The organism is Salinigranum halophilum, assembly GCF_007004735.1.
In the GTDB taxonomy this organism is placed as follows: Archaea; Halobacteriota; Halobacteria; order Halobacteriales; family Haloferacaceae; genus Salinigranum; species Salinigranum halophilum.
Window position 1 is genome coordinate 680,709 of the sequence record NZ_ML660182.1, and the last position, 22,457, is coordinate 703,165.

At 68.8% G+C, this 22,457-nt stretch carries 24 protein-coding genes; 4 read left to right on the top strand and 20 right to left on the bottom strand.

The annotated features are described in order from the left end of the window. Positions 1-65: 65 nt before the first annotated feature. The 8 genes from E6N53_RS03535 to E6N53_RS03570 all read right to left on the bottom strand — a co-directional run bounded on the left by E6N53_RS03535 (position 66) and on the right by E6N53_RS03570 (position 5,564). Positions 66-1,826 (bottom strand): alkaline phosphatase D family protein, encoded by a 1,761-nt coding sequence (locus E6N53_RS03535; RefSeq protein WP_142856928.1) that lies wholly within the window; start codon positions 1,824-1,826, stop codon positions 66-68. 128 nt (positions 1,827-1,954) lie between these two features. Then, positions 1,955-2,509, bottom strand: a complete 555-nt coding sequence (locus tag E6N53_RS03540; protein WP_136589061.1) for a DUF6517 family protein — start codon at positions 2,507-2,509, stop codon at positions 1,955-1,957. Continuing rightward, the gene (locus E6N53_RS03545; protein ID WP_142856930.1) at positions 2,506-3,102 is read right to left on the bottom strand and encodes a DUF6517 family protein; all 597 of its coding nucleotides are present in this window, start codon (positions 3,100-3,102) and stop codon (positions 2,506-2,508) included. The genes E6N53_RS03540 and E6N53_RS03545 overlap by 4 nt, the downstream gene beginning before the upstream one ends. 1 nt (position 3,103) lies before the next feature. Continuing rightward, entirely contained in the window at positions 3,104-3,430 is a 327-nt protein-coding gene (locus E6N53_RS03550; protein ID WP_136589063.1) for an RPA12/RPB9/RPC11 RNA polymerase family protein, read from the bottom strand. A 42-nt stretch (positions 3,431-3,472) separates the two neighbouring features. Further along, positions 3,473-3,697, bottom strand: a complete 225-nt coding sequence (locus E6N53_RS03555; protein ID WP_142856932.1) for a DUF5789 family protein — start codon at positions 3,695-3,697, stop codon at positions 3,473-3,475. 111 nt (positions 3,698-3,808) lie between these two features. Continuing rightward, on the bottom strand, positions 3,809-4,072 hold the full coding sequence (locus tag E6N53_RS03560) for a DUF5789 family protein (RefSeq protein ID WP_136589065.1): 264 nt from the start codon (positions 4,070-4,072) through the stop codon (positions 3,809-3,811). Between the two features lie 170 nt (positions 4,073-4,242). After that, positions 4,243-5,028 carry an enoyl-CoA hydratase/isomerase family protein gene (locus E6N53_RS03565; protein WP_136589066.1) on the bottom strand — a complete coding sequence of 262 codons (786 nt, stop codon included), beginning with the start codon at positions 5,026-5,028 and terminating at the stop codon, positions 4,243-4,245. Between the two features lie 95 nt (positions 5,029-5,123). After that, positions 5,124-5,564, bottom strand: coding sequence for an ester cyclase (locus E6N53_RS03570; protein ID WP_161596507.1), 441 nt, complete (start codon positions 5,562-5,564; stop codon positions 5,124-5,126). 155 nt (positions 5,565-5,719) lie between these two features. Here E6N53_RS03570 and E6N53_RS03575 point away from each other — a divergent pair, with 155 nt between their 5' ends. Further along, the gene (locus E6N53_RS03575; RefSeq protein ID WP_142856936.1) at positions 5,720-6,253 is read left to right on the top strand and encodes a DUF5797 family protein; all 534 of its coding nucleotides are present in this window, start codon (positions 5,720-5,722) and stop codon (positions 6,251-6,253) included. Between the two features lie 12 nt (positions 6,254-6,265). On the opposite strand, the gene E6N53_RS03580 is transcribed toward E6N53_RS03575, so the two are convergent. Continuing rightward, positions 6,266-7,240 carry a DUF5787 family protein gene (locus E6N53_RS03580; protein WP_201741074.1) on the bottom strand — a complete coding sequence of 325 codons (975 nt, stop codon included), beginning with the start codon at positions 7,238-7,240 and terminating at the stop codon, positions 6,266-6,268. Between the two features lie 12 nt (positions 7,241-7,252). Beyond that, on the bottom strand, positions 7,253-7,708 hold the full coding sequence (locus E6N53_RS03585; protein WP_136589069.1) for a bis(5'-nucleosyl)-tetraphosphatase: 456 nt from the start codon (positions 7,706-7,708) through the stop codon (positions 7,253-7,255). A 131-nt stretch (positions 7,709-7,839) separates the two neighbouring features. On the opposite strand from E6N53_RS03585, the gene E6N53_RS03590 reads away from it, so the two are divergent. Both E6N53_RS03590 and E6N53_RS03595 read left to right on the top strand, forming a co-directional pair. Next, entirely contained in the window at positions 7,840-8,745 is a 906-nt protein-coding gene (locus E6N53_RS03590; protein ID WP_142856940.1) for a mechanosensitive ion channel family protein, read from the top strand. Positions 8,746-8,858: 113 nt separating this feature from the next. Then, positions 8,859-9,191, top strand: coding sequence for an uS10/mL48 family ribosomal protein (locus tag E6N53_RS03595; RefSeq protein WP_136589071.1), 333 nt, complete (start codon positions 8,859-8,861; stop codon positions 9,189-9,191). Positions 9,192-9,226: 35 nt separating this feature from the next. Here E6N53_RS03595 and E6N53_RS03600 read toward each other — a convergent pair whose 3' ends face one another. The 3 genes from E6N53_RS03600 to E6N53_RS03610 form a co-directional block, all read right to left on the bottom strand. Then, positions 9,227-9,487 (bottom strand): DUF7513 family protein, encoded by a 261-nt coding sequence (locus E6N53_RS03600; RefSeq protein WP_136589072.1) that lies wholly within the window; start codon positions 9,485-9,487, stop codon positions 9,227-9,229. Further along, positions 9,484-11,007 (bottom strand): Na+/H+ antiporter NhaC family protein, encoded by a 1,524-nt coding sequence (locus tag E6N53_RS03605; protein ID WP_142856942.1) that lies wholly within the window; start codon positions 11,005-11,007, stop codon positions 9,484-9,486. Before E6N53_RS03605 ends, E6N53_RS03600 begins: the two co-directional genes overlap by 4 nt. A 130-nt stretch (positions 11,008-11,137) precedes the next feature. After that, positions 11,138-11,740: a helix-hairpin-helix domain-containing protein gene (locus tag E6N53_RS03610; protein ID WP_142856944.1), complete on the bottom strand. Its 603-nt coding sequence runs from the start codon at positions 11,738-11,740 to the stop codon at positions 11,138-11,140. Positions 11,741-11,824: 84 nt separating this feature from the next. Between E6N53_RS03610 and E6N53_RS03615 the strand changes: the two genes are divergently transcribed. Further along, positions 11,825-13,096 carry an amidohydrolase gene (locus tag E6N53_RS03615; RefSeq protein ID WP_142856946.1) on the top strand — a complete coding sequence of 424 codons (1,272 nt, stop codon included), beginning with the start codon at positions 11,825-11,827 and terminating at the stop codon, positions 13,094-13,096. Positions 13,097-13,102: 6 nt separating this feature from the next. On the opposite strand, the gene E6N53_RS03620 is transcribed toward E6N53_RS03615, so the two are convergent. The 7 genes from E6N53_RS03620 to E6N53_RS03650 form a co-directional block, all read right to left on the bottom strand. Continuing rightward, positions 13,103-14,470 (bottom strand): geranylgeranyl reductase family protein, encoded by a 1,368-nt coding sequence (locus E6N53_RS03620; RefSeq protein ID WP_142856948.1) that lies wholly within the window; start codon positions 14,468-14,470, stop codon positions 13,103-13,105. 73 nt (positions 14,471-14,543) lie between these two features. Further along, positions 14,544-15,731 carry an MFS transporter gene (locus E6N53_RS03625; protein WP_142856950.1) on the bottom strand — a complete coding sequence of 396 codons (1,188 nt, stop codon included), beginning with the start codon at positions 15,729-15,731 and terminating at the stop codon, positions 14,544-14,546. Between the two features lie 58 nt (positions 15,732-15,789). Next, entirely contained in the window at positions 15,790-16,863 is a 1,074-nt protein-coding gene (locus tag E6N53_RS03630; protein ID WP_142856952.1) for an ABC transporter permease, read from the bottom strand. Next, entirely contained in the window at positions 16,856-18,100 is a 1,245-nt protein-coding gene (locus E6N53_RS03635; protein WP_201741058.1) for an ABC transporter permease, read from the bottom strand. Before E6N53_RS03635 ends, E6N53_RS03630 begins: the two co-directional genes overlap by 8 nt. Beyond that, a complete protein-coding gene (locus E6N53_RS03640; RefSeq protein ID WP_142856954.1) occupies positions 18,097-19,680 on the bottom strand; it encodes an ABC transporter ATP-binding protein in 1,584 nt (527 codons plus the stop codon). Before E6N53_RS03640 ends, E6N53_RS03635 begins: the two co-directional genes overlap by 4 nt. Positions 19,681-19,796: 116 nt before the next feature. Then, positions 19,797-20,966, bottom strand: a complete 1,170-nt coding sequence (locus E6N53_RS03645) for a BMP family lipoprotein (protein WP_394344740.1) — start codon at positions 20,964-20,966, stop codon at positions 19,797-19,799. Between the two features lie 68 nt (positions 20,967-21,034). After that, entirely contained in the window at positions 21,035-22,399 is a 1,365-nt protein-coding gene (locus E6N53_RS03650) for a phosphohexomutase domain-containing protein (protein ID WP_142856956.1), read from the bottom strand. Between the last annotated feature and the right edge of the window lie 58 nt (positions 22,400-22,457).

The window sequence follows — 22,457 nt, forward strand, 5'->3', positions numbered from 1 at the left end:
TGGGGGGACCACTCACCCGGGACCGGGTCTCTCGGGGCGTCAGGCACACGAGACCGGACGGGCGACTACCGGACGTACTCGTCGGTCACGTCCCGGAGTTCGACCCGACCGTCCGGCACGCGGTAGGCGACGACGACCTCCTTCTCGGCCGCGGGGCCGTTCACGGTCTTGTCCACCGCGTAGCCGACGTAGGTACAGTCCTCACGGGTGAACTCCACGACCGAGTAGCCCCAGTTGTGGCTGTCGAAGAACTCGATGTGGGGGTTCATCAGCGGAATCAGCCACGAGAGCAGCGGCTCGGTGAGACGTTTGCGCCACCCCCGGGTGAGGTGTAACGCCTCGGCGACGTTCAGCGAGGTGATGGCGGGCGTCATGAACTCGACGCCCATCCGCTCGCCCTGGGCGACGCCCTCACCGCCGGTGACTCGTCCGGGGTAGGACGTCTGCTGGTAGGCCGCGATGTAACAGTGCATGTCGCCGGTCAGCGTGACGAAGTTGTCGACGTCGGCGTCGGCGAGTCGCTCCGTGATGCGCATCCGTTCTCTCGTGTAGCCGTCCCAGCCGCCCTGTACGGGGTACAGCGACAGCGGGCCGGAGCCGAGTCGGAACGGGACCGTCAGCACCTCGTCGGCCCAGACGGTCCACCTCGACCCCGACTCGGTGAGCGTCTCCACGAGCCACTCGCGCTGGTCGGTTCCGAGCATCGTCCGCCCTGGGGGTTCGTACTGGGGGCCGACGTTGTCCGCCGTGGGAATCGCTTCGCGCGGTGGGTCACGAAAGAGTCGCTCGTCGGTCATCGCGAGCGTCACGAGGTCACCGAACTCGAAGTCGCGCCAGAGGCGGAAGCGCTCCTGCAACGAGTCGCCGCCGGGGTCGTACTCGACGCGGGCGGGCATGAACTCCCACCAGGCGTGCATCGCGTCGGCGATCAGTTCGGTCATGAATCGCGGGTCGTCCCCTCGCGGATGGTCGCCGGCGGGCGCGTCCGTCTCGCGGTTCCAGTAGACGTCGTTGACCATCTCGTGGTCGTCCCAGCCGGCGATGAGCGTGTGTGCCTCCATCGCCTCCTGAAGGAAGCGGTCGCTCCGGTACAGTCGATACAGATAGCGGTAATCGTCGAGGTTCCAGACACGACCGTTCCCGCTCGGGAGCGACTTCTCCCGACCGGGGTAGTCGTACGACCCCAGCCCCTTGAAGTCACCCGCGCCGGACTCGTAGACGAAGTCGCCGACGTGGACGAGGAAGTCGACGTCCTCCTCGGCGACGTGATGATAGGCGGGGTAGTAGCCGTTGAGGTAGTTCTGACACGCCAACAGGCCGAGACGGAGCGACTCCGGGGACGAGTCGGGAGCCGGGAGCGTCCGACATCGGCCGGTGTTCGAGCGGGTTCCACGGTAGACGAACCGGTACCGGTACTCGCTGTCGGAAGCGAGTCGTCCGTCGAGGTCAACCTTGACCGTGTAGTCGTGTGCGCGGATACGTGCCGTGTCCGTCACGACGCCCTCGTAGCAGACGTCCTCGAAGGCCTCGTCGTGGGCGACCTGCACCCCCAGTGGCTCCGTGGGGTCGAACGCCCCGGGGTCGATGCGGGTCCAGAGGATGACACCCTCGGGCGTCGGACCGCCACTCGCGACGGACTGGGGGAAGACGGCGTCGGCAGTCGACTCCGCCGCCCCGAGGGCGAAGTCGAACCCGGCTTCGGCCGGGGACTCCGGGTCGGTCGCCACCGCCAGGTCGTGTGAGTCGAGCGCGGAGAGGAGTTCGGCGTGGTCGTCGGGGCCGCGCGCGGGTTCGTCCAGCCCGTCGAGGCCAGCGTCGTCTGCCATCGACCCCCGTTTGCGTGGGTGTGACTTGCCGGTTACGGCTTCGGTGGGGTCCGAGGGTCGGGTGGAACTGTGGCCCGGTCGAAGCTTCGGTCGGACGGCCGACCGCTACTGACTCACGAACAGTCCGCTCAGCGGATTCCCCGGACGATAGAGAACAGTTCGTCGCGGAACCGACCGGGTTCGAGGTGGTCACTTCCATCACCGTCGAGGACCCGTGTGGGGTACGCGCCGCCGGCGACCAGGTAGTCGCCGCTCTCGTGGGGCCAGGCGGCGACCCAGCCGTCGACGGCGAGGCTCGTTCGGTCCACCGCACACGAGGCATCGTAGCCCACGAGCGTCGCGTCGCTGTCGTCGACCCGAAACCGCCGCGTCTCGCGCTCTTCGACGCCCTCCATCCCGCGCTCTCGCAGGCGGTCGGCGAAACCGGCCTTCGCCCGCGACGTGACCAGTTTGGTCAGCGGCTTCGACGGTTTCGTCGCGGGCTGGAGGCGGAGACGGCTGGCGAAGACGAACCGGCGGAACGCCTCGTCACCCCGCTCGCGGAGCTGTTCGTCCTCGTACACGACCGTCGTGGCGGTGACGGTCACCTTGCTCACGGAGAAGACGCGCTCGGTGGTGGTCTCCGTCGCGACCCACCCGTCCGGAACGTCGACGTGGGGGGCCGGTGGGTCGTCGTTGCTCATCTCGTCCCCCGGACGAGGTCGACGAGTTCGTCTCTGAAGCCGTTGGGGTCGGTCTCGGGCGCACCATCGAGGGTCGCCGCGAGCGACTGCTCCGGGTAACAGCCACCCGCCAGCCGGAAATCGCCGTCGTGGGTCCAGACGCCGAGGAGCCCCGCGACGGGGACGTCGACCGACGCCTCGTCGGTGCGCAGGCGGTACCGTCCGCGGTAGCGCGTCAGGGAGACCCGGTCGCCCGTCTCGGTCCGGGTGCGTTCGGTCCGTCCCCGGTCGATGGCCTCGATTCCCCGGTCGCGGAGGTCGTCGACGAAGGCGTCGCGCGCCTCCGACCGGACCGAGCCGTACACCGACGCGGTTCCCGTCAGCGGCGGCAGCGGCGGCTCGAACTCGAGCGCCGTCGCGAAGAAGAAACGCCACGTGTGGTCGACTCCCGTACAGTCCCGAACCCGGGCGCGCAGAGCCGCGTCCTCGTAGACGAGCGTGTGCGCGAGCACCCGCATCGTCGGAAGCTCGAATCGGACCTCCTCACGTTCGTCGGTTCGCTCCCACTCCCGCTCGTCGAGTGGCGGGACCGACGGAGCGGGGGGTCGGGGCATCTCAGTGGTCGTCCTCGCGCCACTTCTGGCCGCACTCGGTGCAGGTGAAAAAGCGCGTCTCGGACTCGTCCGCCGACCGGATCTGCTTCATCTCGTAGCGAGCGCGGTCGTTGTCGCAGTCGGGGTTGACGCATTTGACCGTCGTCGTCGGGCCGATTTCGGCGTCGTCGACGTCGGACATGTCGACGGCGCTGCTGTGTTCTTGGCCCTGGGTCGTCTTCATCGTCGTCTCCTTCGCGCGGTCGCGCAGCTTCTCGTGTCCTTCGGGGCAGACCCACTTGTCTCCGTCCGTCTTCATCATCGAACCGCACTCGTCACAGAACTCCATGATAGGGGAATCAATCGGTTGTCACACTTAAGCCCCGCGGACTCAGGGGGCTCGTTCGAGGGCGGCCGTGAGTTCGGCGTGCAGTTCGTCGGGGTTCGCGAAGGAGTCGCGTTCCGACTCGGAGATGACGACTCCGAGGTTCGTCTCTCCCGCGTCGGTCTCGACGGTCACGTCCGAGAACGCCGCCGCGGCGTCGGCCCGCATCACCGGGTAACGAAGCCGCTCGCATCGTGCCTCGACGTCGACGTTCTCGGAAAAGTCGCTCATACCGGGCAGAGCGCCGCCAGCGACTTGGCTGTATGGGCGCTTGACGGTCCGCTCGGGCAGGCTGTCTGGGGCTCGTGGGGGACGACACCACCGCCGAGAGCGGTGACAGCGTCAGGCGTCGCCGTCCGACTGTCCGGGCTCACCCACCGCCTCGATGGGGAGGACGGTCTGCAGTTCGACGAAGAGGTCCTCGGCCGAGGCGAACGTCGGCGTCACCGTCTGTTCGATGAGCGTCCCGAGGTTCGTCTCGCCGTCGGCCATCAACAGCGTCGACCGCTCGAACGACTCGGCCGCCGTGTCACGGTCGAGGGGGTAGTCGAGGGATTCGAACTGCTCGAGGAGCGTGTTCAGTTTGAGTTCGGCTTCCACGTACATTATTAATCGTTATCGTACTTAACGACGACGGTCGTGTCAGTCAAAGACAAACTCACTTCCGGGATGTCGTGTTCACCCGGCGTGGTCGCCACCGGCGACCCGGCCTCGGCTCCCGCTTCGACGGCGCGACGGGGAGCGCCCGCCGGGCGGCCGCTCTCAGCTGTACGTGCTCACTCGAACTCGGCGTCTCGCTTCTCGACGAACGCCTCCATCCCCTCGCGCTGGTCGTGGCTGCCGAACAGCCCCGACCAGGTGCGCCGCTCGAAGTCCAGCGCCGCGTCGCGCGGTGCCTCGTGGAACTTGTTCAGCGCCTCCTTCGCGGCCCGGAGGGCGAACTTCGGCTTCGCGGCGAGGTCGGCGGCCATCTCCGCGACGTGGTCGTCAAGTTGGTCGTGAGCGACCACCTCGCCGACGAGACCGTGCTCGTAGGCGTCCTGGGCGTCGATTCGGTCGCCGAAGAAGATGAGCCGCCGCGCGACCTCGTCGCCGACGAGTGCGGGGAGTCGTTGGGTCCCACCCCACCCGGGGATGATGCCCAGGTCGATTTCGGTCTGTCCGAGGACGGCGCGTTCGCTGGCGACGCGGAGGTCACAGGCCAGTGCCATCTCACAGCCGCCGCCGAAGGCGTAGCCGTTGACGGCCGCGATAGTCGCCCCCGGGAACCGTTCGAGCGTCCGGCAGATGTCGTGACCCTGTTCGGCGTACGCTTCGGCCTCCTCCGTCGAGAGCGACTGCATGTAGGAGATGTCCGCGCCCGCGATGAACGCCTTGTCGCCCGCGCCCGTGAGTACGAGGGCGCGGACGTCGGCGTCTTCGGCGGCGGCGAGCGCCTCCTCCAGCGCGTCCATCGTCGCCGTGTTGAGGGCGTTGAGGCTGTCGGGGCGGTCGACCGTCAGGGTGGCGACGTCGTCGTCGATGTCGAGCGAGACTGTCTCCCAATCCGTGTCCGTGGCCATGGGCGGGCCCACGTAGCCATCCCTGATAACGGTTGGCTCCCCGGCCGTCTGTACTCGTCCGACCGGGTGAAAACCCGCTCCGAGGGATTGGTAGACTACGCCGTCCCTGCGGCTTCCGGCTCCAGCACGCCTAGCTGTTGCATGAGCGTGAGGGTGTCCGTCAGGTGCCACATCTCGACGACGCGGCCGTCTTCGAGTCGGTCGATGAAGAGCCCCGAGAACTCGACGGTCCTTCCGGTCGGCTCGATGCCGAGGTCGGGCATCTGACCCTCGTGTGTCCCGGTGAACGCCCAGCGGCCGCAGACGACGTCGGCGGCGGTGAAGACCGGCTCGAACGCGAGTCGGAGGTCCGGGAACGTCTCGCGGGTCTCCTCGACCCACTGCCGATATCCGTCCGGGCCGTGCAGGTCCCGTCCGTCCTCCATCAGGTGGCCGACGAAGTCCGTCGCGATGTACTCGTCGACCAGCCCGAGGTTCCCCTCGTTCCACATCTCCGCGACCCCTTCGATGAGTTCGTCGTTGGTCGTTTCGATCACCTGCGTGTCCGCAGATGAACGTACGCCGGCCGGTAGTGTCACTCTGCAGGGTGTTTCTCGGGAGGGGAGAAGCGGGGGAACCGGTGCCGTGAACATCCTGCGACGCGACGCCAGAACAGAAGGTCCATGTACTCCGCCGCCACAGGATTCGACAGATGACGCTCTCCGAGGAGGCTACAGAGCGGCTGGCCGACATCGTCCGCCTCCAGCCCACGAAGAACAAGGAGCTGCAGCAACGCTGGGGCCTCGACAGCGGGAGCGAGGTCCACCAGTACCTCGAGAACGAGCTCAAAGAGTACTACTACCGCGACGACAACAGCCTCATCCGCGCGACGACCGAGGCCGCGGAACTCGTCGGCGTCGACCCCGGTGTCGAGGCCGACGACGAGGGCGGCGTCCCCTCTGTCATCCGCGTCCCCGAACTCGAAGCACGGGTGTTCGAGGCCGTTGCCGACCCCGACGAGCGGTCGATGAGCGTCGTGAGCGTGCTGCACACGCTCCGCGAGACGACGACGCTCGACCCCGACGTCGACGCGGTCCGACAGGCGCTCCAGAGCCTCCGGCGCAAGGGAGTCGTCGAAGTCGAGTACCGCGCGGTCCCGACGTTTCGACGGGCCGTCGAGGCCGACGCCGTCACCGTCGAGGCCGTCGAGACTCCCTCGAGCGACGAGGGCGCGACGAGCGACTGACGCGTCTCGCTCTCACTCTGACGCTCGCTCCCGCTCCCGTTCTCGCTGTCGAACCCGCTCGCGCCGCCGTTCGAGAAGCGACCTGAGTCCCTTACCCGGCCCGCCCTCGATGGGCCAGCCACGCGTCCGCCAGCCGGGCGGCTCCGGTTCGAAGGCGTCGCACGACCCGGCGCACTCGGCCCCGGTCTGACACCGCCCTTTCGCCGCGCAGTACGGGACGAACGCCCGCCCGGATTCGGCGAGTTCGAAGTGTCGGCAGTCCGGCCGCATCGTGTCGAGGTACGACCGCCACCCCCGCCCGTACGCCCGCTCGGCGGTGACGGTCCGCCGCGCTTCGTCCGTCGTCGACAGGCTCGACGGATGCCACAGCACCTCCGCCTCGCCCGCGACGGGGTCGACGGCGAGGACACCCGCCTCGACGGGGAACTCCTCCAAGAGGACGCTCGGAACGGACTCGTCGGTCGCGCGCGTGGCGACCCACACCTCGTCCAGGAGGCCGCAGTCGACGTCGTATCTGATCTGGGAGGCGAGCGCGCGGGCGGCGCTCGCGTTGAGGTCGGGTTTGTTCTCGATGGCGACCACCCTCGACACCCAGTCGGGGTACGGCGCGACCCGCCGGAGTTCGATGCGGTTCCCTCGGCGGCGCGTCTCGACGGCGTCGCGGGCGGCGGCGCGGTGGATTGCCTCGCGGACGTACCGCCACGGATACCCTGGCTGGGGCAGAGCGTCGCGGTACCACGCCCACTCGGCCGGGGCGTGCTGAACGACGTGCAGGAGGTCCGAGTCGAGTTCCTCGCGACCCAGTCGGTCACGCGTCGCGAGACCCGCGGGGTCCGCCTCGACGACGAGGGTGTCCCACCGGCGTTTCCGGGTGCCGACCTGTCGTGCGACCAAGACGGCGTCGGCTCTCGAGCCGTCGGGCGGCCAGGCGCGTTCGGCCCACCGACAGGTGACGAGTTCGAACGTGAACTCCGCGTTCACAGCCACGTCGGTCACGCGCTACGCCAGGTAGGTGCGGCCCTCCTCGGTCTTCTCGGCCAGTTCGTCGAGATACTCGTGGGCGCGCTTGAATATCTCGCGCGGGCCGTCCTGGGTGATGGTGTTGATGGCCTGCTCGTAGTCGCGCCACTGCAGGTCACGGTGTTCGCGGGAGAGTTCGGCGCTGGCCTCGAACGACCGCGCGATGAACAGGTGGACCGTCTTGTGGATGGTCGTCCCGTTCGCCTCGAACACGTAGCTGTAATCCTCACGGAAGCCGTCGACGAGGCGGAAATCCTCGACGCCGGCCTCCTCTTTCACTTCTCTGATCGCTGTCTGCTGGAGCTCCTCGTCGCCTTCGACCCCGCCTTTGGGGAACTCCCAGTCCCCCGGTCGGCTCTTCAGGAGCAAGTACTCCCGGTGGCCACGGGTGTCGCGGAAGAGGATCGCTCCAGCGCTGACCGCTTCCACTGCCATTAGCTCAGATAACCATGCCAACGTTTAAGAGGGTGTCGGAGGCCGGTGCCGTCGAATCAGACGGGTCAGTGCCCCACAACACCGCTCAGCCCCCGAGTTTTATCACCCTCCGTGAAGTCGTGTCACTGGATATGCATCCACTGTTCGTACTCCTTCAGCAGGGAATCCCGACGAGTCTCGGCGAAGCGGTGGCCCGATACGGGGACGCACTGGTCTCGTTCGCCGTGACGGTCGCCATCTTCGTCGTCTCGTTCGTCATCATCTACTACGTCGCCCGGTCGGTGCTGGTCCGGGTGACGAAACGTGCCCTCGGTGCGCGCGACTTCTCGCCCGCCGTCATCAGCCTCGGGTCGAGTCTCGCCGGCGGGGTCGCCCTCGCCGGTGCGTTCGCCCTCGCCGCGACAGTCGCCGGGTTCGGCGTCATCTTGGCGGCCTTCGCCACGCTGGCCGGCGCGCTCGCGCTCGCCGTCGGCTTCGCCGCCCAGGACCTCATCGCGAACTTCGTCGCCGGCATCTTCATCCTCAAGGACAAGCCGTTCGAGGTCGGCGACTACGTCGAGTGGAGCGGCAACAGCGGCATCGTCCGCGACATCCAGCTCCGCGTGACGAAGCTCGACACGTTCGACAACGAGCAGGTGACGGTCCCGAACAGCGACCTCGCGAACAGCGCGGTGACCAACCCCGTCGCGAACGACACGCGCCGGGTGACCTTCGACTTCGGCATCGACTACGAGGCGAACATCGACGAGGCGCGGGCGATTATCCTCGGAGAGGCGGTCGACATCGAGGGCGTCCTGACCGACCCCGAACCCACGGCACCGGTGACCGGGCTCGGGGACTCCGCGGTCGTGCTCAACGCACGCGTGTGGGTCAACCCGGCGGAGACGGGTGCCGGTCCGGTCAAGTTCGAACTCGTCGAGCGCGTCAAGGAACGCTTCGACGAGGAGGACATCGGCATGCCGTACCCGCACCGCCAGATTGTGGGGTCGCTCGACGTCAACTCCGTCGAGCCCGTGGCGGCACCGTCGGACGACTGACCGACCCCGCCGCCTCATCTGCTCGCCGCCGGGTCGGTCGCCGGCCGCTGGCGCCGACGTGCGGAGCCGCGTTCAGATGCCCTTTTGAACCCGGCGAACAGAGAAGGTGAGTAATGACCTTCGTCACGAAACTCTCACTCGAGAGCGGTGACCGTGCCGTCCTCGAAGAGACCGTCACCGAGATCAAGGAGTTCTTAGCGCGCAAGGGCGCGGAGTGTCGCGGCCCGTTCAACGACCCGCCCGAACGGCTCTCGGTGCCGCAGTATCGAAACCTCACCCCGGGGGACCGCTTCTCCGCGTGGAACTACTCGGTGTACGCGCGGCGGCTGGAGATACACGGCAACGACCACATCGCCCGCCAGATCGGCCACCGCGACTTCCCCCAGAGCCTCCACGTCGAAATCGAGGTCGAACAGCGGAAACCCGCCGGCCACCGTCGTTCCTGACTCCGACGAGAGCGACCCGTCCTCGCGAGACCGCCTCAGTCGGCGTCGACGACCGAGAGCAGCTCCGCCTCGCCTTCGTGCGACGTCGTCTCGAACGAGACGACCTTGAGCCGCACCTGTCTGTCGAGGAGCGACGGGTCGCCGCCGCGGATGGAGAGCTTCGAGTCGCCGATGCGGACGACGACGCCCGACTCCGTGAGTCCCGTGACGTAGGCGGCGAACTCCTCGCCCGGTTCGAACGCCGGCGTGGACGTCCGGAACGTGACCGCCGACCGAATCGTGTCGAGGAAGCTCATACGCGGCTCACCTCGTCGGAGCGGCGGTCGCTGACGTACTCCCTCCCGTAGCCGGTCCACGCGGCGAGGAGGAACACGCCGACGAGGAACCAGCCGTGGAAGACGAAGGGCCACACCGACGCGGGGTTCACGAGCATCGACGCCGTGAACCACTCGTACTCCGCGGGGAGTCCCTGCATGGCGGTGAACCCCGCGAGCACACCGCCGCCCCACGGGAAGATGTACCCGAGTGCAGAGGTGTTTGCGTCGAGGATGTTCGCGCGCCGGTAGCCGTTGATGTTGAACTTCTTCCCGAGTCGAGCGACGTACGGCGCGATGGCGATCTCCGCGGCGGTGTTGATGGTGATCGCGGCGTTGACCGTCGCCGTCCCGAGCACCATCGTCGTCTCGGCCCGCCGCACCGAGGTCGCTACGCGGTCGAGTAAGAACGACTGGACCGCCTCGAAGCCGCCGCCGCGCTGCATCACCTCGGCTCCGGCCACGATGAGGAGGACGAGGACGATGAGCGGGAAGAACCCCGCCGCACCCGAGTACAGCGAGCCGCCGACGCCCGACTCCGCGGTGGGGACGAGCGTGACGACGCTCCCGAGGACGGGCAGGGCGTCGACCGACTGTGCGAGCCCCGCCGACTCGGGGGCCCTGAACACGAGCATCCCCGCCGCCGGCGCCAACCCGAGCCCGAGGTTGAGGACGACGCTGACGATGAGGCCCCACGAGACGGCCTCGACGATGTGTCGCCCGTTGATTGCGGTCCCGATGACGACACCGATGGAGAGGAGATGGGTGAGACCGAGCGGGCGGGCCGCCTCGGTGATTCCTGCCGCGCCCTGAAGCGGCGTCCCGGCCATCGTCGCCCCGGCGACGAGGTAGGCGACGAACGCGAGGACGGCGGCCACGATGGCGTACTTGAAGCGCGAGGCGACCACGCCGCCGATGTCGGCGTCCTGCGTGACCGCCGAGACGATGGTGGTGTCGGAGACGGGCGCGAGGTTGTCGCCGAACACCGCACCCGAGAGGATGGCCCCGAAGAGGAGCACCGGGGACGCCCCGAGGAGGACGCCCGCCGGGAAGACCAGCGCGGTGAACGCGATGGCCGTCCCGTACCCCGTGCCGATGCCGGTCGCGAGCAGCGCCGCGAGGAGGAAGGTGACCGCGGGGAACAGCGCCGCACCGACGTCGAGGACCGAGGCCGCCCAGACGAGGCCGTCGACGAAGCCGCCGGTCTGGATGGTGTTCGCGAACATCCCCGCCCAGAGCCAGGCGACGATGGCCGTCGCAGCCACCCGTTTGGTCATCCCCTCGAACACCACGTCGGCGTACTGCTTCCAGTCGCCGCGAACGAGAAGCAAGCCGGCGATGAGGCCGACGAGCATCCCCACGACGAGTCCGGTGGTGTCGCCGATTCCTAAGAGGCCGCTCTGGACGACCGCCCAGACGACGAAGAACGCCACGGGCACCGCGCTCGCCGCGGGGCCGCCGCGAAACGTCAAGCGTGTCTCTGCTTCGGTTTCGTGACTCATCTACACGCACTGTGACGAGGTGACCCGTAAAATCGTACGGATTGCCGCACCAGTGGCTCGTGTTGACGTATCATGCTCGTGTCGAGGCAGCAGGCCGACCGTCGACTCACCGCGCCGTCGGCGGAGGTGGCTACGCGTCGGTCTCGGCGTCGTCGGAGTCGTCGGCTTCACTGTCGCCGGAGTCGCCGTCTCCGGTCACACTCTCTGGTTCGTCCGCCTCTGTGTCGACTGCCCGCCCGGCGGCGTCGACCCACCGCCGTCCCCGGCCCGGCGCGACCGATGCGGCCTCGGCGACGGCGACGGGGTCGGCCGCGGCGAGGTCGGCGAGTGTTTCGTATCCGGCCGCCTGCAACCGCTCGGCGTACGTCGAGCCCAACCCGCCGAGCCGACGGAGTTCGCTCGCGGCGCGGTCGACCGCCCCCGCGGGTCGAACCTCGACGCTCCCTGTCTCGGTCGACGCTGTCGGCGTCGTCGACCCGATAGACAGGTCGTCGCTGTGTGGGTCGGGAGGTGTGTCGGGGACGGTCGTCGGTGACACGGCCGCGGCCTCACCGGTCGTCGGCGGCGTGGCCACCGGTTCGAGGTCGTCGGGGACGACGTACCGCACCTGATGGGTCGGGACGAACCCAACGACCTTCTTCCGTTTCTTGTCCGTGGTGAGCAACACACCCGACTCGATGGCCCTGAAGTTCTTGCAGGAGAACTCCGTCCCGTCAGTGAGGACGACTCGCATGCCCTCTCCACGTCGGCGGGGCACAAGAAGTCACCCTCGACCCCCGCCGGAACCGCTTAGACAGGGGGGTGTCTTCTCCCGGGTATGAGCCACACCGACGACCTTCGCGCCCTCCGTCGCGACCTCCACCGCCACCCCGAACCCGCCTGGCGCGAGTTCTACACCACCGCCCGCATCGTCGACGAACTCGAGACCCGCCCCCTCGACGCCCTCTACGTCGGGCCCGAGGTACTCGGCGAGGAGCGAAACGCCGTCCCCGACGACGAGGAACTGGCGTCGTGGATGGACCGCGCCCGCGAGGCCGGAGCCCGCGCGGACGTCCTCGACCGACTCGCCGGCGGCTACACCGGCGCGCTGGCCGTCCTCGAACGCGGGGAAGGGCCCACCGTCGGCCTTCGCGTCGACATCGACGCCCTCCCCATCCTGGAGTCAGAGGGGGACGACCATCTCCCTGCCCGGGAGGGCTTCCGCTCGGAGAACGAGGGCTTCATGCACGCCTGCGGGCACGACGCGCACGCGACCATCGGCATCGGCGTCATCGATTCGATACTGGCGAGCGAGTTCCAGGGGACGCTCAAAGTGGTGTTCCAGCCCGCAGAGGAGGTCATCGGCGGCGGCGAACCCGTCGTCGCGGGTGGCCACCTCGACGACGTCGACTACCTCCTCGCCGTCCACGTCGGCCTCGACCACCCCACCGGCGAGGTGGTCGCCGGTATCGACGGCTTCCTGGCCGTCAATCACCTCTCGGTCTCGTTCACCGGCGAGTCGTCGCACGCCGGTGCCCGTCCCGAACAGGGGCGCAACGCCAACCTGGCGCTCGCGACGGCGGTGCAGAACCTCCACGCCATCCCCCGCCACGCCGACGGCGCAACCCGGGTGAACGCGGGCGTCATCGAGGGCGGGACGGCGTCGAACATCATCGCGGAGGAGAGTTCGATGGAAGTCGAGGTGCGCGGGGAGACGACCGAACTGATGGAGTACATGGTCGAGCACGCGGAGCGCATCGTCCGCGCCGCAGGCGAGATGCACGCCTGTGACGTCGCGACCGACACCGTCGCCCGCGCCCCGTCGGCGACGAGCGACCCCGACCTCGCGAACGTCGTCGGCGCGGTCGCTGCGTCGGTTCCCGGCGTCGAGTCGGTCCTCCCGTCCGACGCGCTGGGGGGGAGCGAGGACGCGACCTACCTCATGCAACACGTCCAGGCACAGGGTGGCAAGGCCGCCTACGTCGGCATCGGCACCGACCACCCGACGGGCCACCACACCCCCCGCTTCGACGTCGACGAGGAGTCGATTCGAATCGGCATCGAGACGCTCGCGGGTGCAATCGAACGCCTCGCCGCCGAACGACCCTGACCGCGGTCAGTACTTCGCGTCCGCGCCGGTCGTCTCGTAGACCCGCTCCATGATGTCGTCGCGGGTCGCCTGCCAGCCGCCGAGTGCCCCCGGGCGCGAGGGATAGCGCTTGTAGTGTGCCAAGAGTTCGTCGGCGACGCGCTTGGTCTCGAAGAAGTTCCAGATCTGTCGCCAGTGGCCGTAGCTCTGCTTGAGCGTCTGTGCGACGAGGAGCGGCGACATCGAGGTCGACCCATCGTACAGCGCCTCGGCGATCTTCTCACCCGGGAGCGACGCGAGCAGGCCCATGAGGCTGTCGACGTCGACCGCCGTCGAGAGGATGTTGTAGACGTCGAGCGCGGCGTAGCGCGCGCCGAAGTGGTCCATCACGCGTTCGTTGTAGCGCCAGAGGGTCTCCTCCGAGACGTCACCCTCGCTCACGGCCTCGATAATCTGCTCGGCGGCGTACTGCCCGGAGTAGGCAGCGCCAGCGATTCCCCCGCCCGTCGTCGGGTTGACGAGGCCGGCGGCGTCACCGGCGGCGACGAACCCCGGTGCCGTCGCCGAGTCGTACGGCCGCCGCGTGGGGAGTGCCGCGCCGAGTTTGTCCGTCACCCGAGCGTTCGCGAACTCCGGGCGCTTCCGGAGGTCCCGCCGGAGGTCCTCGACGAGCTTCATCGGCTGCTCGTTCATCTGGAACCCCAGGCCGACGTTGATCTCCGTCCCCGTGCGCGGGAAGTACCAGAGGTAGCCCGCCGCGCGCTCTGTCGGCTTGAACACCAACGCGTCCTGCCACGGGACCTCCTGTTCGACCTCGACGATTTCGCGGTACGCCGACGAGAACTGCGAGTACGAGACGTTGGTGTCGAAGGTGGCGGCCGAGAAGTCGACCTTGTCCTGTAACAGCGACAGCGAGCCCGCGCCGTCGAGCGTCACGTCGGCCTCGTACGTCACCACGTCCCCCTCGTGTTTGGCGCGGACACCGCTCACCCGTCCGTCCTCCTGGACGACGTCCTGGACGACGGTGTCGTAGTGGAACTCCGCACCCGCCCGCGACGCCCCGTCGATGATGCGGCGGCCGTACTCCCAGCGGTCGATGACGGCGAGTTCGCCGGGGACCGGAATCTCGAGGACGGTGTCCTCTTGGGGAATCTCGAAGCGACCGTGGTCGACGCCCGTGTTGGTGAACGCCGGTTCGAGCTGTGACTTGGGGATGGCGTCGGGGAAGTTGTCCGCCCCCTTCAGCGCGTCACCGCAGGCGATGTGACCGGCTTCCTCCTCGTCCTTGCGCTCGACGACGACGACGTCGAGACCCTCGCTGGCCGCCGTCGCCGCGGCGTAGCAACCGGCGGTGCCCGCGCCCACGACGACGAGGTCGTACTCGTGCGTAGTCATTGGTAACTCTTCCCGAGTCTGCGGTGAAAACTCTTCGTTCCGTCTCCGTCGTGGGGCCGCCAGACCGTGTGAGTCACCGGCGGCTGACGAGGGCGACGAGGAGGCTACTCACGAGCAGACAGCCGACGAGCCCCGAGAACGCCAGGGTGAAGTCGTACGCGTCGGCCGTCGCGCCGACGACCGTCGGGCCGAGCGCGCCCAGGCCGATGTAGACGGTCCGCATCGCGCCGAGGTCTCCCCCCATACTGTCGGTCGGAAACGAGTCCATGAGGTGCGCCTGCATCACCGGCGGGAAGGCCATCAGCCCCAGGGCGAACACCACGACAGCCGCGAGGACGACAGCCGGCGACGTCGCGACCACCAGCACGACCAGCGTCGCGGCGGCGGCCAGGAGGACGGTCGCCGCGAGCAGGCTCCGGGACACCGCGTCGCCCACCGCGCCGGCGGTCGGTTTCGCGACCGCGCCGACGACGAACAGCGCGGCGAAGCCGGTGTTGGCGAGCGACGGGGAGAACCCCTTCGAGACCTGGAGATAGGTCGGGAGGAACCCCACCATCGACTGCCAGGTGAACGCGTACAGCGAGTACGAGACGAGTAGCCACCGCAGGCGCGGCTCGCCGAGGAGGCGTCGACCCGTGTCGGCGACCGCCATATCGACCCGGCCGACGACGTACGGCTCGTGGTTCCAGCGGTGGAGTGCGACCGCGACCGCCACGATCACGACGACGACCGGCAAGAACGCCGCACGCCACGTCGCGACCGCGAGGACGAGCGTCGCCAGCCCGGCCGCGACCACGCCGCCGAGGTCGCCCGACGCCGTGTGCAGTCCGAACGCCTGTCCCCGTCGTGTGACGAAGAGGTCCGAGACCAGGCCACGGGCGGGCGTCGGGTACAGGCCCGCACCGAGGCCGACGACCGCGGCCCCGACGAGGAACGCGAGGTAGGTCGGGGCCGTCGCGAGCGTTCCGAAGCCGACACAGAGCAGCCCGAGGCCGCCGACGAGGAGCGTCTTCCGCGACAGCCGATCCGAGAGCCGCCCGCTCGGGTACTGCAACAGCGCGTACAGTCCCCAGAGGACAGAGATGGCGGCGCCGGCGCGCGTGCTGGAGAGGCCGAGGTCGGTACTGATCGCCGGGAGGAGCGGGGAGATGACGAGCCGCCCGCTCTGGATGAGTCCCCAGCCAACCGACACTGCGAGCAACAGCCGACCGCTGTAGCCGGTCACGAGGCGTTCCTCGTCGGCTCCCGTCGAGTCGGTCACCTGTCGCCTCCGGTGTGGGTCGAACGCGGCCGGGCGCGCCGTGGGGTGTCTGGCACCCTCACCGGCTGTCGTCGCCGGATTCGTAATGTTCGCCGGCGGCTTCGGGAATCCGGGTCCGACCGACCAGCGCGAGCACCACGATGACCATCACGAACGGGATGACCCGCACCAACTGGTTCGGGATGCCGATGTTCTGCAGTTGGAGCGCCGTCTGCATCGCGTCCAATCCGGCGAACAGCAGGGTGGAGAGGAAGGCCCCGATGGGATTGTAGTTGCCGAACAGGTAGGCGACGATGGCGATGAACCCTTTCCCGTTGACCATCGTCGGACCGTTGCCGGTGAACTGCCCGAGGTCCAACGAGAGCGAGGCACCGCCCATCCCGGCCAGGAGGCCCGACAGAAGTACCGCGGCGTAGCGGACCCGCGAGACGCTCACACCCGCAGTGTCGAGCGCCTTCGGGTTCTCGCCGGAGGCGCGGACCCACCGCCCGAAGCGAGTCCGGTTGAGGACGTACCACGAGACGCCCACGGCCAGGAACATCAGGTACACCGTCGGCGAGGCGTCGAACAGCGCGCGGAACGGCCCGAGCGCCGACAGCTCCGAGAGGACGGGCACCGTGACGGTGCCGGGCGTCGTGACGCTCGGGGAGTTCGGCCGACCGTAGATGACCTGCGAGGCGAACGGGGCGAGGCCGAGCGCGATGAGCCACACCGCGAGGCCGGCGATAATCTGGTCGGCGCGGAACTCGATGACGACGACGGCGAAGAGCGCCGACAGGAGGACCGAGGCGACGACGCCGCCCGCGAACCCGACCCAGACGCCGCCCGTGACCTCGGCGACGTAGATGGCGGCGAACGCCGAGATGATGAGCAGGCCCTCCAGTCCGATGTTGATGACGCCGGACTTCTCGGAGAAGATGCCACCGAGTGCGGCCAGTGCGATGGGCACCGAGAGCCGGAGTGCCGAGGAGAGCGTCCCCTCCCGGGCGAGGATGTCGACGATCGTCCCCGCGATGGAGTCGGGAGCGACGAGGCCGGCGGCGAACACGACGGCGAGCGCGCCGAGCGTCCCGACGGTGGCGACCCCCCGTGCGGACAGGTCGCCACGTCCCGACGCCGTCGACTCACTCATCGCCGTCACCTCCCCCGACCCCGCCGTCGGTCGCAACCGGCTTCGAGCCGCGCTTGCCGGCCGACCCGACGCGCTTGCCGATGAGTCGGAAGAACTCCGGCATCGCCACGAAGAGGATGATGAGCCCGCGGAGCACGCCCACCAGCTGTGGCGGCACGTCAGTCGCGAACTGGACGACCGTCGTCCCGCTCTTCAGCACGCCGAACAGCAGCGCGGCGAAGCCGACGCCGAGCGGGTTGTTCCCGGCGAGGATGGAGACGGTGATGCCGTCGAACCCGTACGCCGGCACGCCCGTCTGGAACTTCCCGAGTATCATCAACACGTACATCGCCCCGCCGATGCCGCCGAGTGCGCCCGAGAGCATCATGCTCGCGACGATGGTCTTCTTCGAGTCGACGCCGCCGTACTCGGCGGCCTCCGGCTGGAGCCCCGACGTCCGGACGTCGTAGCCGAACGTCGTCCGCTCGATGAGGTACGCGAGCGCGCCGAGGGCGACGACGCCGAAGAGCAGCGCGAGGAGGGAGAAGTCGGTCGACGAGTCGAACAGGACGGCGGGGAAGGTCGCGAAGTCGGGGAGGGGCACGGTCTGGTTCGCCTGGCTGTTGGGGTCTTTGAACACGTCGGAGACGAGATACAGCGTCACCCCGGTCGCGATGAGGTTGAGCATGATGGTCGTGATGACCTCGTTCGCGTCGGCGTACGCCTTCAACACGCCCGGAATCGCGCCGTAGAGCGCGCCGAACGTCGCGCCGACGGCCAGCCCGAGCGGGATGAGTGCCACGGTGCCGACGACGCCCGAGACGAGCGACGACGCCCACAGCACGCCCAGCCCGGTCGCGAGCGCGCCGACGACGAGCTGTCCCTGCGTCCCGATGTTGAAGATGCCCGCACGGAACGCGATGGCGACCGACAGCCCCGTGAAGATGAGGACCGTCGTCTCCCGGAGCGTCACGGCGAGCTGACTGTTGAGCGGCGACCACCCCGCGTCGAGCGGGTCACCGAGCGCACCGAGGAACAGTCGGTCGTACACCGTGATGGGATCGTAGCAGAACCCGACGCCGAAGTAGTACGCCGCATCGGCGGGTGCGCAGGTCGTCATCCGGCCCGAGACGAGGATGATGACGGTCCCGACGAACATCGCGAGGACGAGCGAGGCGAGCGAGATGAGCGCTCGCTCCGCCGTGGATGCGCCCACGAGACGGTCCAGCGCGTCGAGCGCGCGGTCGCGTGCGCTCACTGGCCATCACCGTCCGTGCGGACGCCCGCACCCGCCTCGGGTGCGTTTGAGGAGTCGTCCCAGTCGTCGGGGTACTCCCCACCCATCAGCAGGCCGATCTGTTCTTCGGTGACGGTCTCGGGGTCGACCGTGTCCATGAACTGCCCGTCGTGCATCACGGCGAGGCGGTCCGAGAGCCCCTGGACCTCCTCGAGTTTCGAGGAGATGAGCAACACGGCGACGCCCTCGTCGCGGAGGTCGAGCAGTCGTTCGTGGATGAACTCGATAGAGCCGACGTCGACCCCTCGCGTCGGGTGGGCGGCGACGACGAGCTTCGGGTCGCGCTCGAACTCCCGACCGACGATGAACTTCTGCTGGTTCCCACCCGACAGCGACTCGGCGGTCGCGTCGGCGTTCGGCGGACGGACGTCGTACTCACCGATGACCGACTCGGCGTGTCCCCGCGCGGTGGCCCAGTCGAGCCGTCCCGACCGCGCGAAGGGCGCGCGGTGCTGACTCCCAAGCATCCCGTTCCCGACGAGGTCGAAGTCCATGACGAGCCCGCGCTCCTGGCGGTCCTCGGGGATGTACGCCATGCCGCGGTCGATACGCTCGCGGCGCGACCGGCCGGTGACGTCCGTCCCGTCGAAGGAGATGCGCCCCGCGGTCGGTTCGCGCAGGCCGGTGATGGCCTCGATGAGCTCGGACTGCCCGTTGCCGTCGACGCCCGCAATGCCGAACACCTCTCCGCCGTTGACCGCAAAGGAGACGTCGTCGACGGCACGCACCCCGCGTTCGTCGTCGACGACGAGCCCTTCGACGCCGAGGGTGCGCTCGCCGGTCGAGGCGGGTCGCTTCTCGACCTCCAGTAAGACCTCCCGTCCGACCATCAGCTCTGCGAGTTCCTCCCGCGTGGTCTCGTCGCCCGCGACGGTCCCGACGTTCTTCCCGTCTCGCAGGACGGTGACCTCGTCCGCGGCGTGCATCGCCTCGCTCAGCTTGTGGCTGATGAAGATGATCGTCTTGCCCTGCGCAGTGAGCTCCTCGAAGACGGTGAACAGCTCCTCGACCTCCTGGGGGGTGAGGACGGCCGTCGGCTCGTCGAGGATGAGAGTGTCCGCGCCGCGGTAGAGCGCTTTCAGAATCTCGACGCGCTGTTGGACGCCGACGGAGACGTCCTCGATGCGCGCGTCGGGGTCGACGTCGAAGCCGAACCGTTCGGAGAGTTCGACGACCTCACGGCGGGCCTGCTCGCGGTCGACGGCGAGCCCGCCCCACTTCCGCGGCTCGTTGCCGAGCGTGATGTTCTCGGCGATGGTCATCGGGTCGACCAGCATGAAGTGCTGGTGAATCATCCCGACGCCGGCGTCGATGGCGTCGCGCGGCGAGTCGAAGTCGCGCTCCTCGCCGTTCAGGACGACGCGGCCCTCCGTCGGCTGGTAGAGCCCGTAAAGTACGTTCATCAGCGTCGTCTTCCCGGCCCCGTTCTCGCCGAGAAGGGCGTGGACGGAGCCCTGTTCGACCCGGAGGGTGACGTCGTCGTTGGCGACCACGCCGGGGAAGCGTTTCGTGATGCCGTCGAGATGGACGGCCGTAGTCATTGGCTCTTTCGTCGGACAGGAATCGTTTAAACCCGAGGATTCGCGCCGAGACCTCTCAGTCACCTTGGAAAAACGGAGGGTGTCGCGTGGGTGGCGGGCGTCGCGGGTGCGAACGGTCAGGCGTTACTGGGGTCGGTCGGCACCGAGACGTCGCCGGCGATGATGGACTCGCGCGAGGCGGCGACGCTGTCTTTGATCTCCTGGGGAATCTCGCTCTCGAGCTGCGACCCGTAGACGGCGGCGACGCCGTTCGCCTCGAGCCCGAGGGTGACGACGTCGCCGCCCTGGAACTCGTCGTCGACGATGGAGCTGATGGAGTCGTAGACGGCGGTGTCGACGCGCTTGACCATGCTCGCGAGGATGACGTCCGCGAACGAACTCTTTGTCACCGACTGGTCGCGGTCGACACCGATGGCGAACCGGCCCTGCTCCTGGGCGGCCTGGAAGACGCCCGTCCCGGTGTTCCCGGAGGCGTGGTAGACGATGTCCGCGCCGGAGTTGTACATCGCCAGTGCGGCCTCCTTCCCCGCGGCGGGGTCGTTGAAGCTCCCCGTGTAGTTCGTGAGGACCTCGACGTCGGCGTTGGCGGCCTTCACGCCCGCGGTGAAGCCGGCCTCGAATTTCCGGATGAGGTCGGATTCGACGCCGCCGACGAAGCCGACGGTCGTGGCGTCGCTCGCCGTCGACCCGGCGCCCGCGGAGAAGTCCTGCGTCGTGAGGAGGCTCGCCATCTGTCCGACGAGGTACGACCCCTCGTGCTCGGCGAACACGTAGTTGGCGACGTTGTCGGCCTCGACGACGGAGTCGACGAGCATGAAGTTCTGGTCGGGGAAGTCGCTGGCCGTCTGGCTCAGCGCGTCGGTCTGGAGGAAGCCGATACAGCAGACGAGTTCGTACGTCGGGTCCGTCGACTGGGCGAACTGCTGCTGGAAGGTGCTGAACTGTGCGACCTCGTCCGGCTGGGCCTCGCCGATCTGGACGCCGAACTCGTCGCGCGCCTGGAACGCGCCCTGCTGGGCCTGGTCGTTGAACGAGCCGTCACCCAGCCCGCCAGTCGCGTACACCATCCCGACGTTCGTCGGGTCGTCCATCGCAGTCGACTCGGACGCGGACTCGGTCGCTTCGGTCTCGCCGCCGTCGCCGCTATCGCCGCCGGATGACGTCTCCGTCGCGGTGCTCTCCGAGCCGCCCGACGGGCCGCCGCCCGCACAGCCGGCCAGGCCGGCGAGACCCGCCACACCGGTTCCCTTGATGAACGTCCGCCTATCTATGTCTTCGAATCTCATGCGAGAAACGAGGTGTCGTGTCGCCAATAAAGCCGTCGTTTAGCTGATTACGCCGCGGCTCGACGGGGTCAGCTGTCGGCGACGGCGTCTTCGACCGCCGCCCGCGCCATCTCGACCAGCGCGTCGACGTCGTCACTCTCGGCGTAGATTCTGACGTACGGTTCGGTTCCGGACGGACGGACGAGGAGCCAGGAGGCGTCGGGGAACTCCAGTCGGACGCCGTGTTCGGTGTCCACCGCGCTCTCGGGGAACGTCTCCGGGAGCGACGCCTCCAGGGTGGCCATCACCGCGCGCTTCGACCCGTCCGGGCAGGGGACCGAGAGCTTCCGGTACGGGCGTTCGGTGATGGGGTCGCGGAGGCCGTCGAGGCCCGTGTCAGCGCCGGCGACGAGACGCGCGAGGACCGCCGCCGAACAGACCCCGTCTATCCAGCCGCCGAACGAGGGGTGGATGTGTTTCCACGGTTCGGCGGCGAAGACGACGTCGCCGCCGTCGTTTCGCACCGCGGCGATCCCCTCGTGCAGCGCCCCGAGACGGACGCGTTCGACGCGGCCGCCCAGAGCGGTCACCCGCTCGTCGATGCGGCCCGAGGCGTTCGGGGTCGTCACGACGACGGGGTCCGCCGCCGAACTCGCGCCGACGTATGCCGACGCGTACATCGCGAGGACGGTGTCCTCGTGGACGACCCCCCCATCGCTGTCGACGACCACCAGCCGGTCGGCGTCGCCGTCGTGAGCGAGGCCGAGGTCGAAGTCGCCGTCGGAGACGAACGCGCGGAGGTCTGTGAGCGACCCCGGCGTCGGCTTCGACTCCCGCCCCGGGAAGTGGCCGTCGACGTTGTCGTTGAGGCCGACGACGTGCGCCCCGAGTTCCCGGAGCACCTCCGGTGTCGCCAGCGCGCCGACGCCGTTGCCACAGTCGACGGCCACCGAGAGGCCGTCGAGGTCGGCACCGAGTTCCCGCGCGTACGAGACGACCGCCCGGCGGTACCGAGAGAGCGGTGTCACCGCCTCCGTCGTCCCCCAGCGGTCCCACGGGACCGGTGGGGCATCGTCGTCGACCCGCCGCTCGACCGCCTGCTCTTGGCCCCGGTCGTACTCGACCCCGTCGACGAACAGCTTCAGGCCGTTGTCCGCGGGCGGGTTGTGACTCGCGGTGAGCATCACGCCGCGCCGGCCGCGTGAGGCGAACGCCAGCGCCGGTGTCGGGAGCACGCCCCCACGGCGAACCGTCGCGCCCGCCGAGAGTAGCCCCGCCTCGACGGCCGACGCGAGCGCCTCGCCCGTCGTCCGTCCGTCACGGCCGACCACGAACTCGGCGTCCTCGGCCTCGCCTGCGACGAGGCCCGCAGCGCGCCCGACGGCGAGCGCCAACTCGGGCGTCACTCGTTCTGTCGTGTCACCGCGGATGCCCGCGGTACCGAACAGCTCCATATCCGCCCCACACGGGGGACCGTCCTTATACTGTCGGTCATCGGTCGTGACGGTCGGC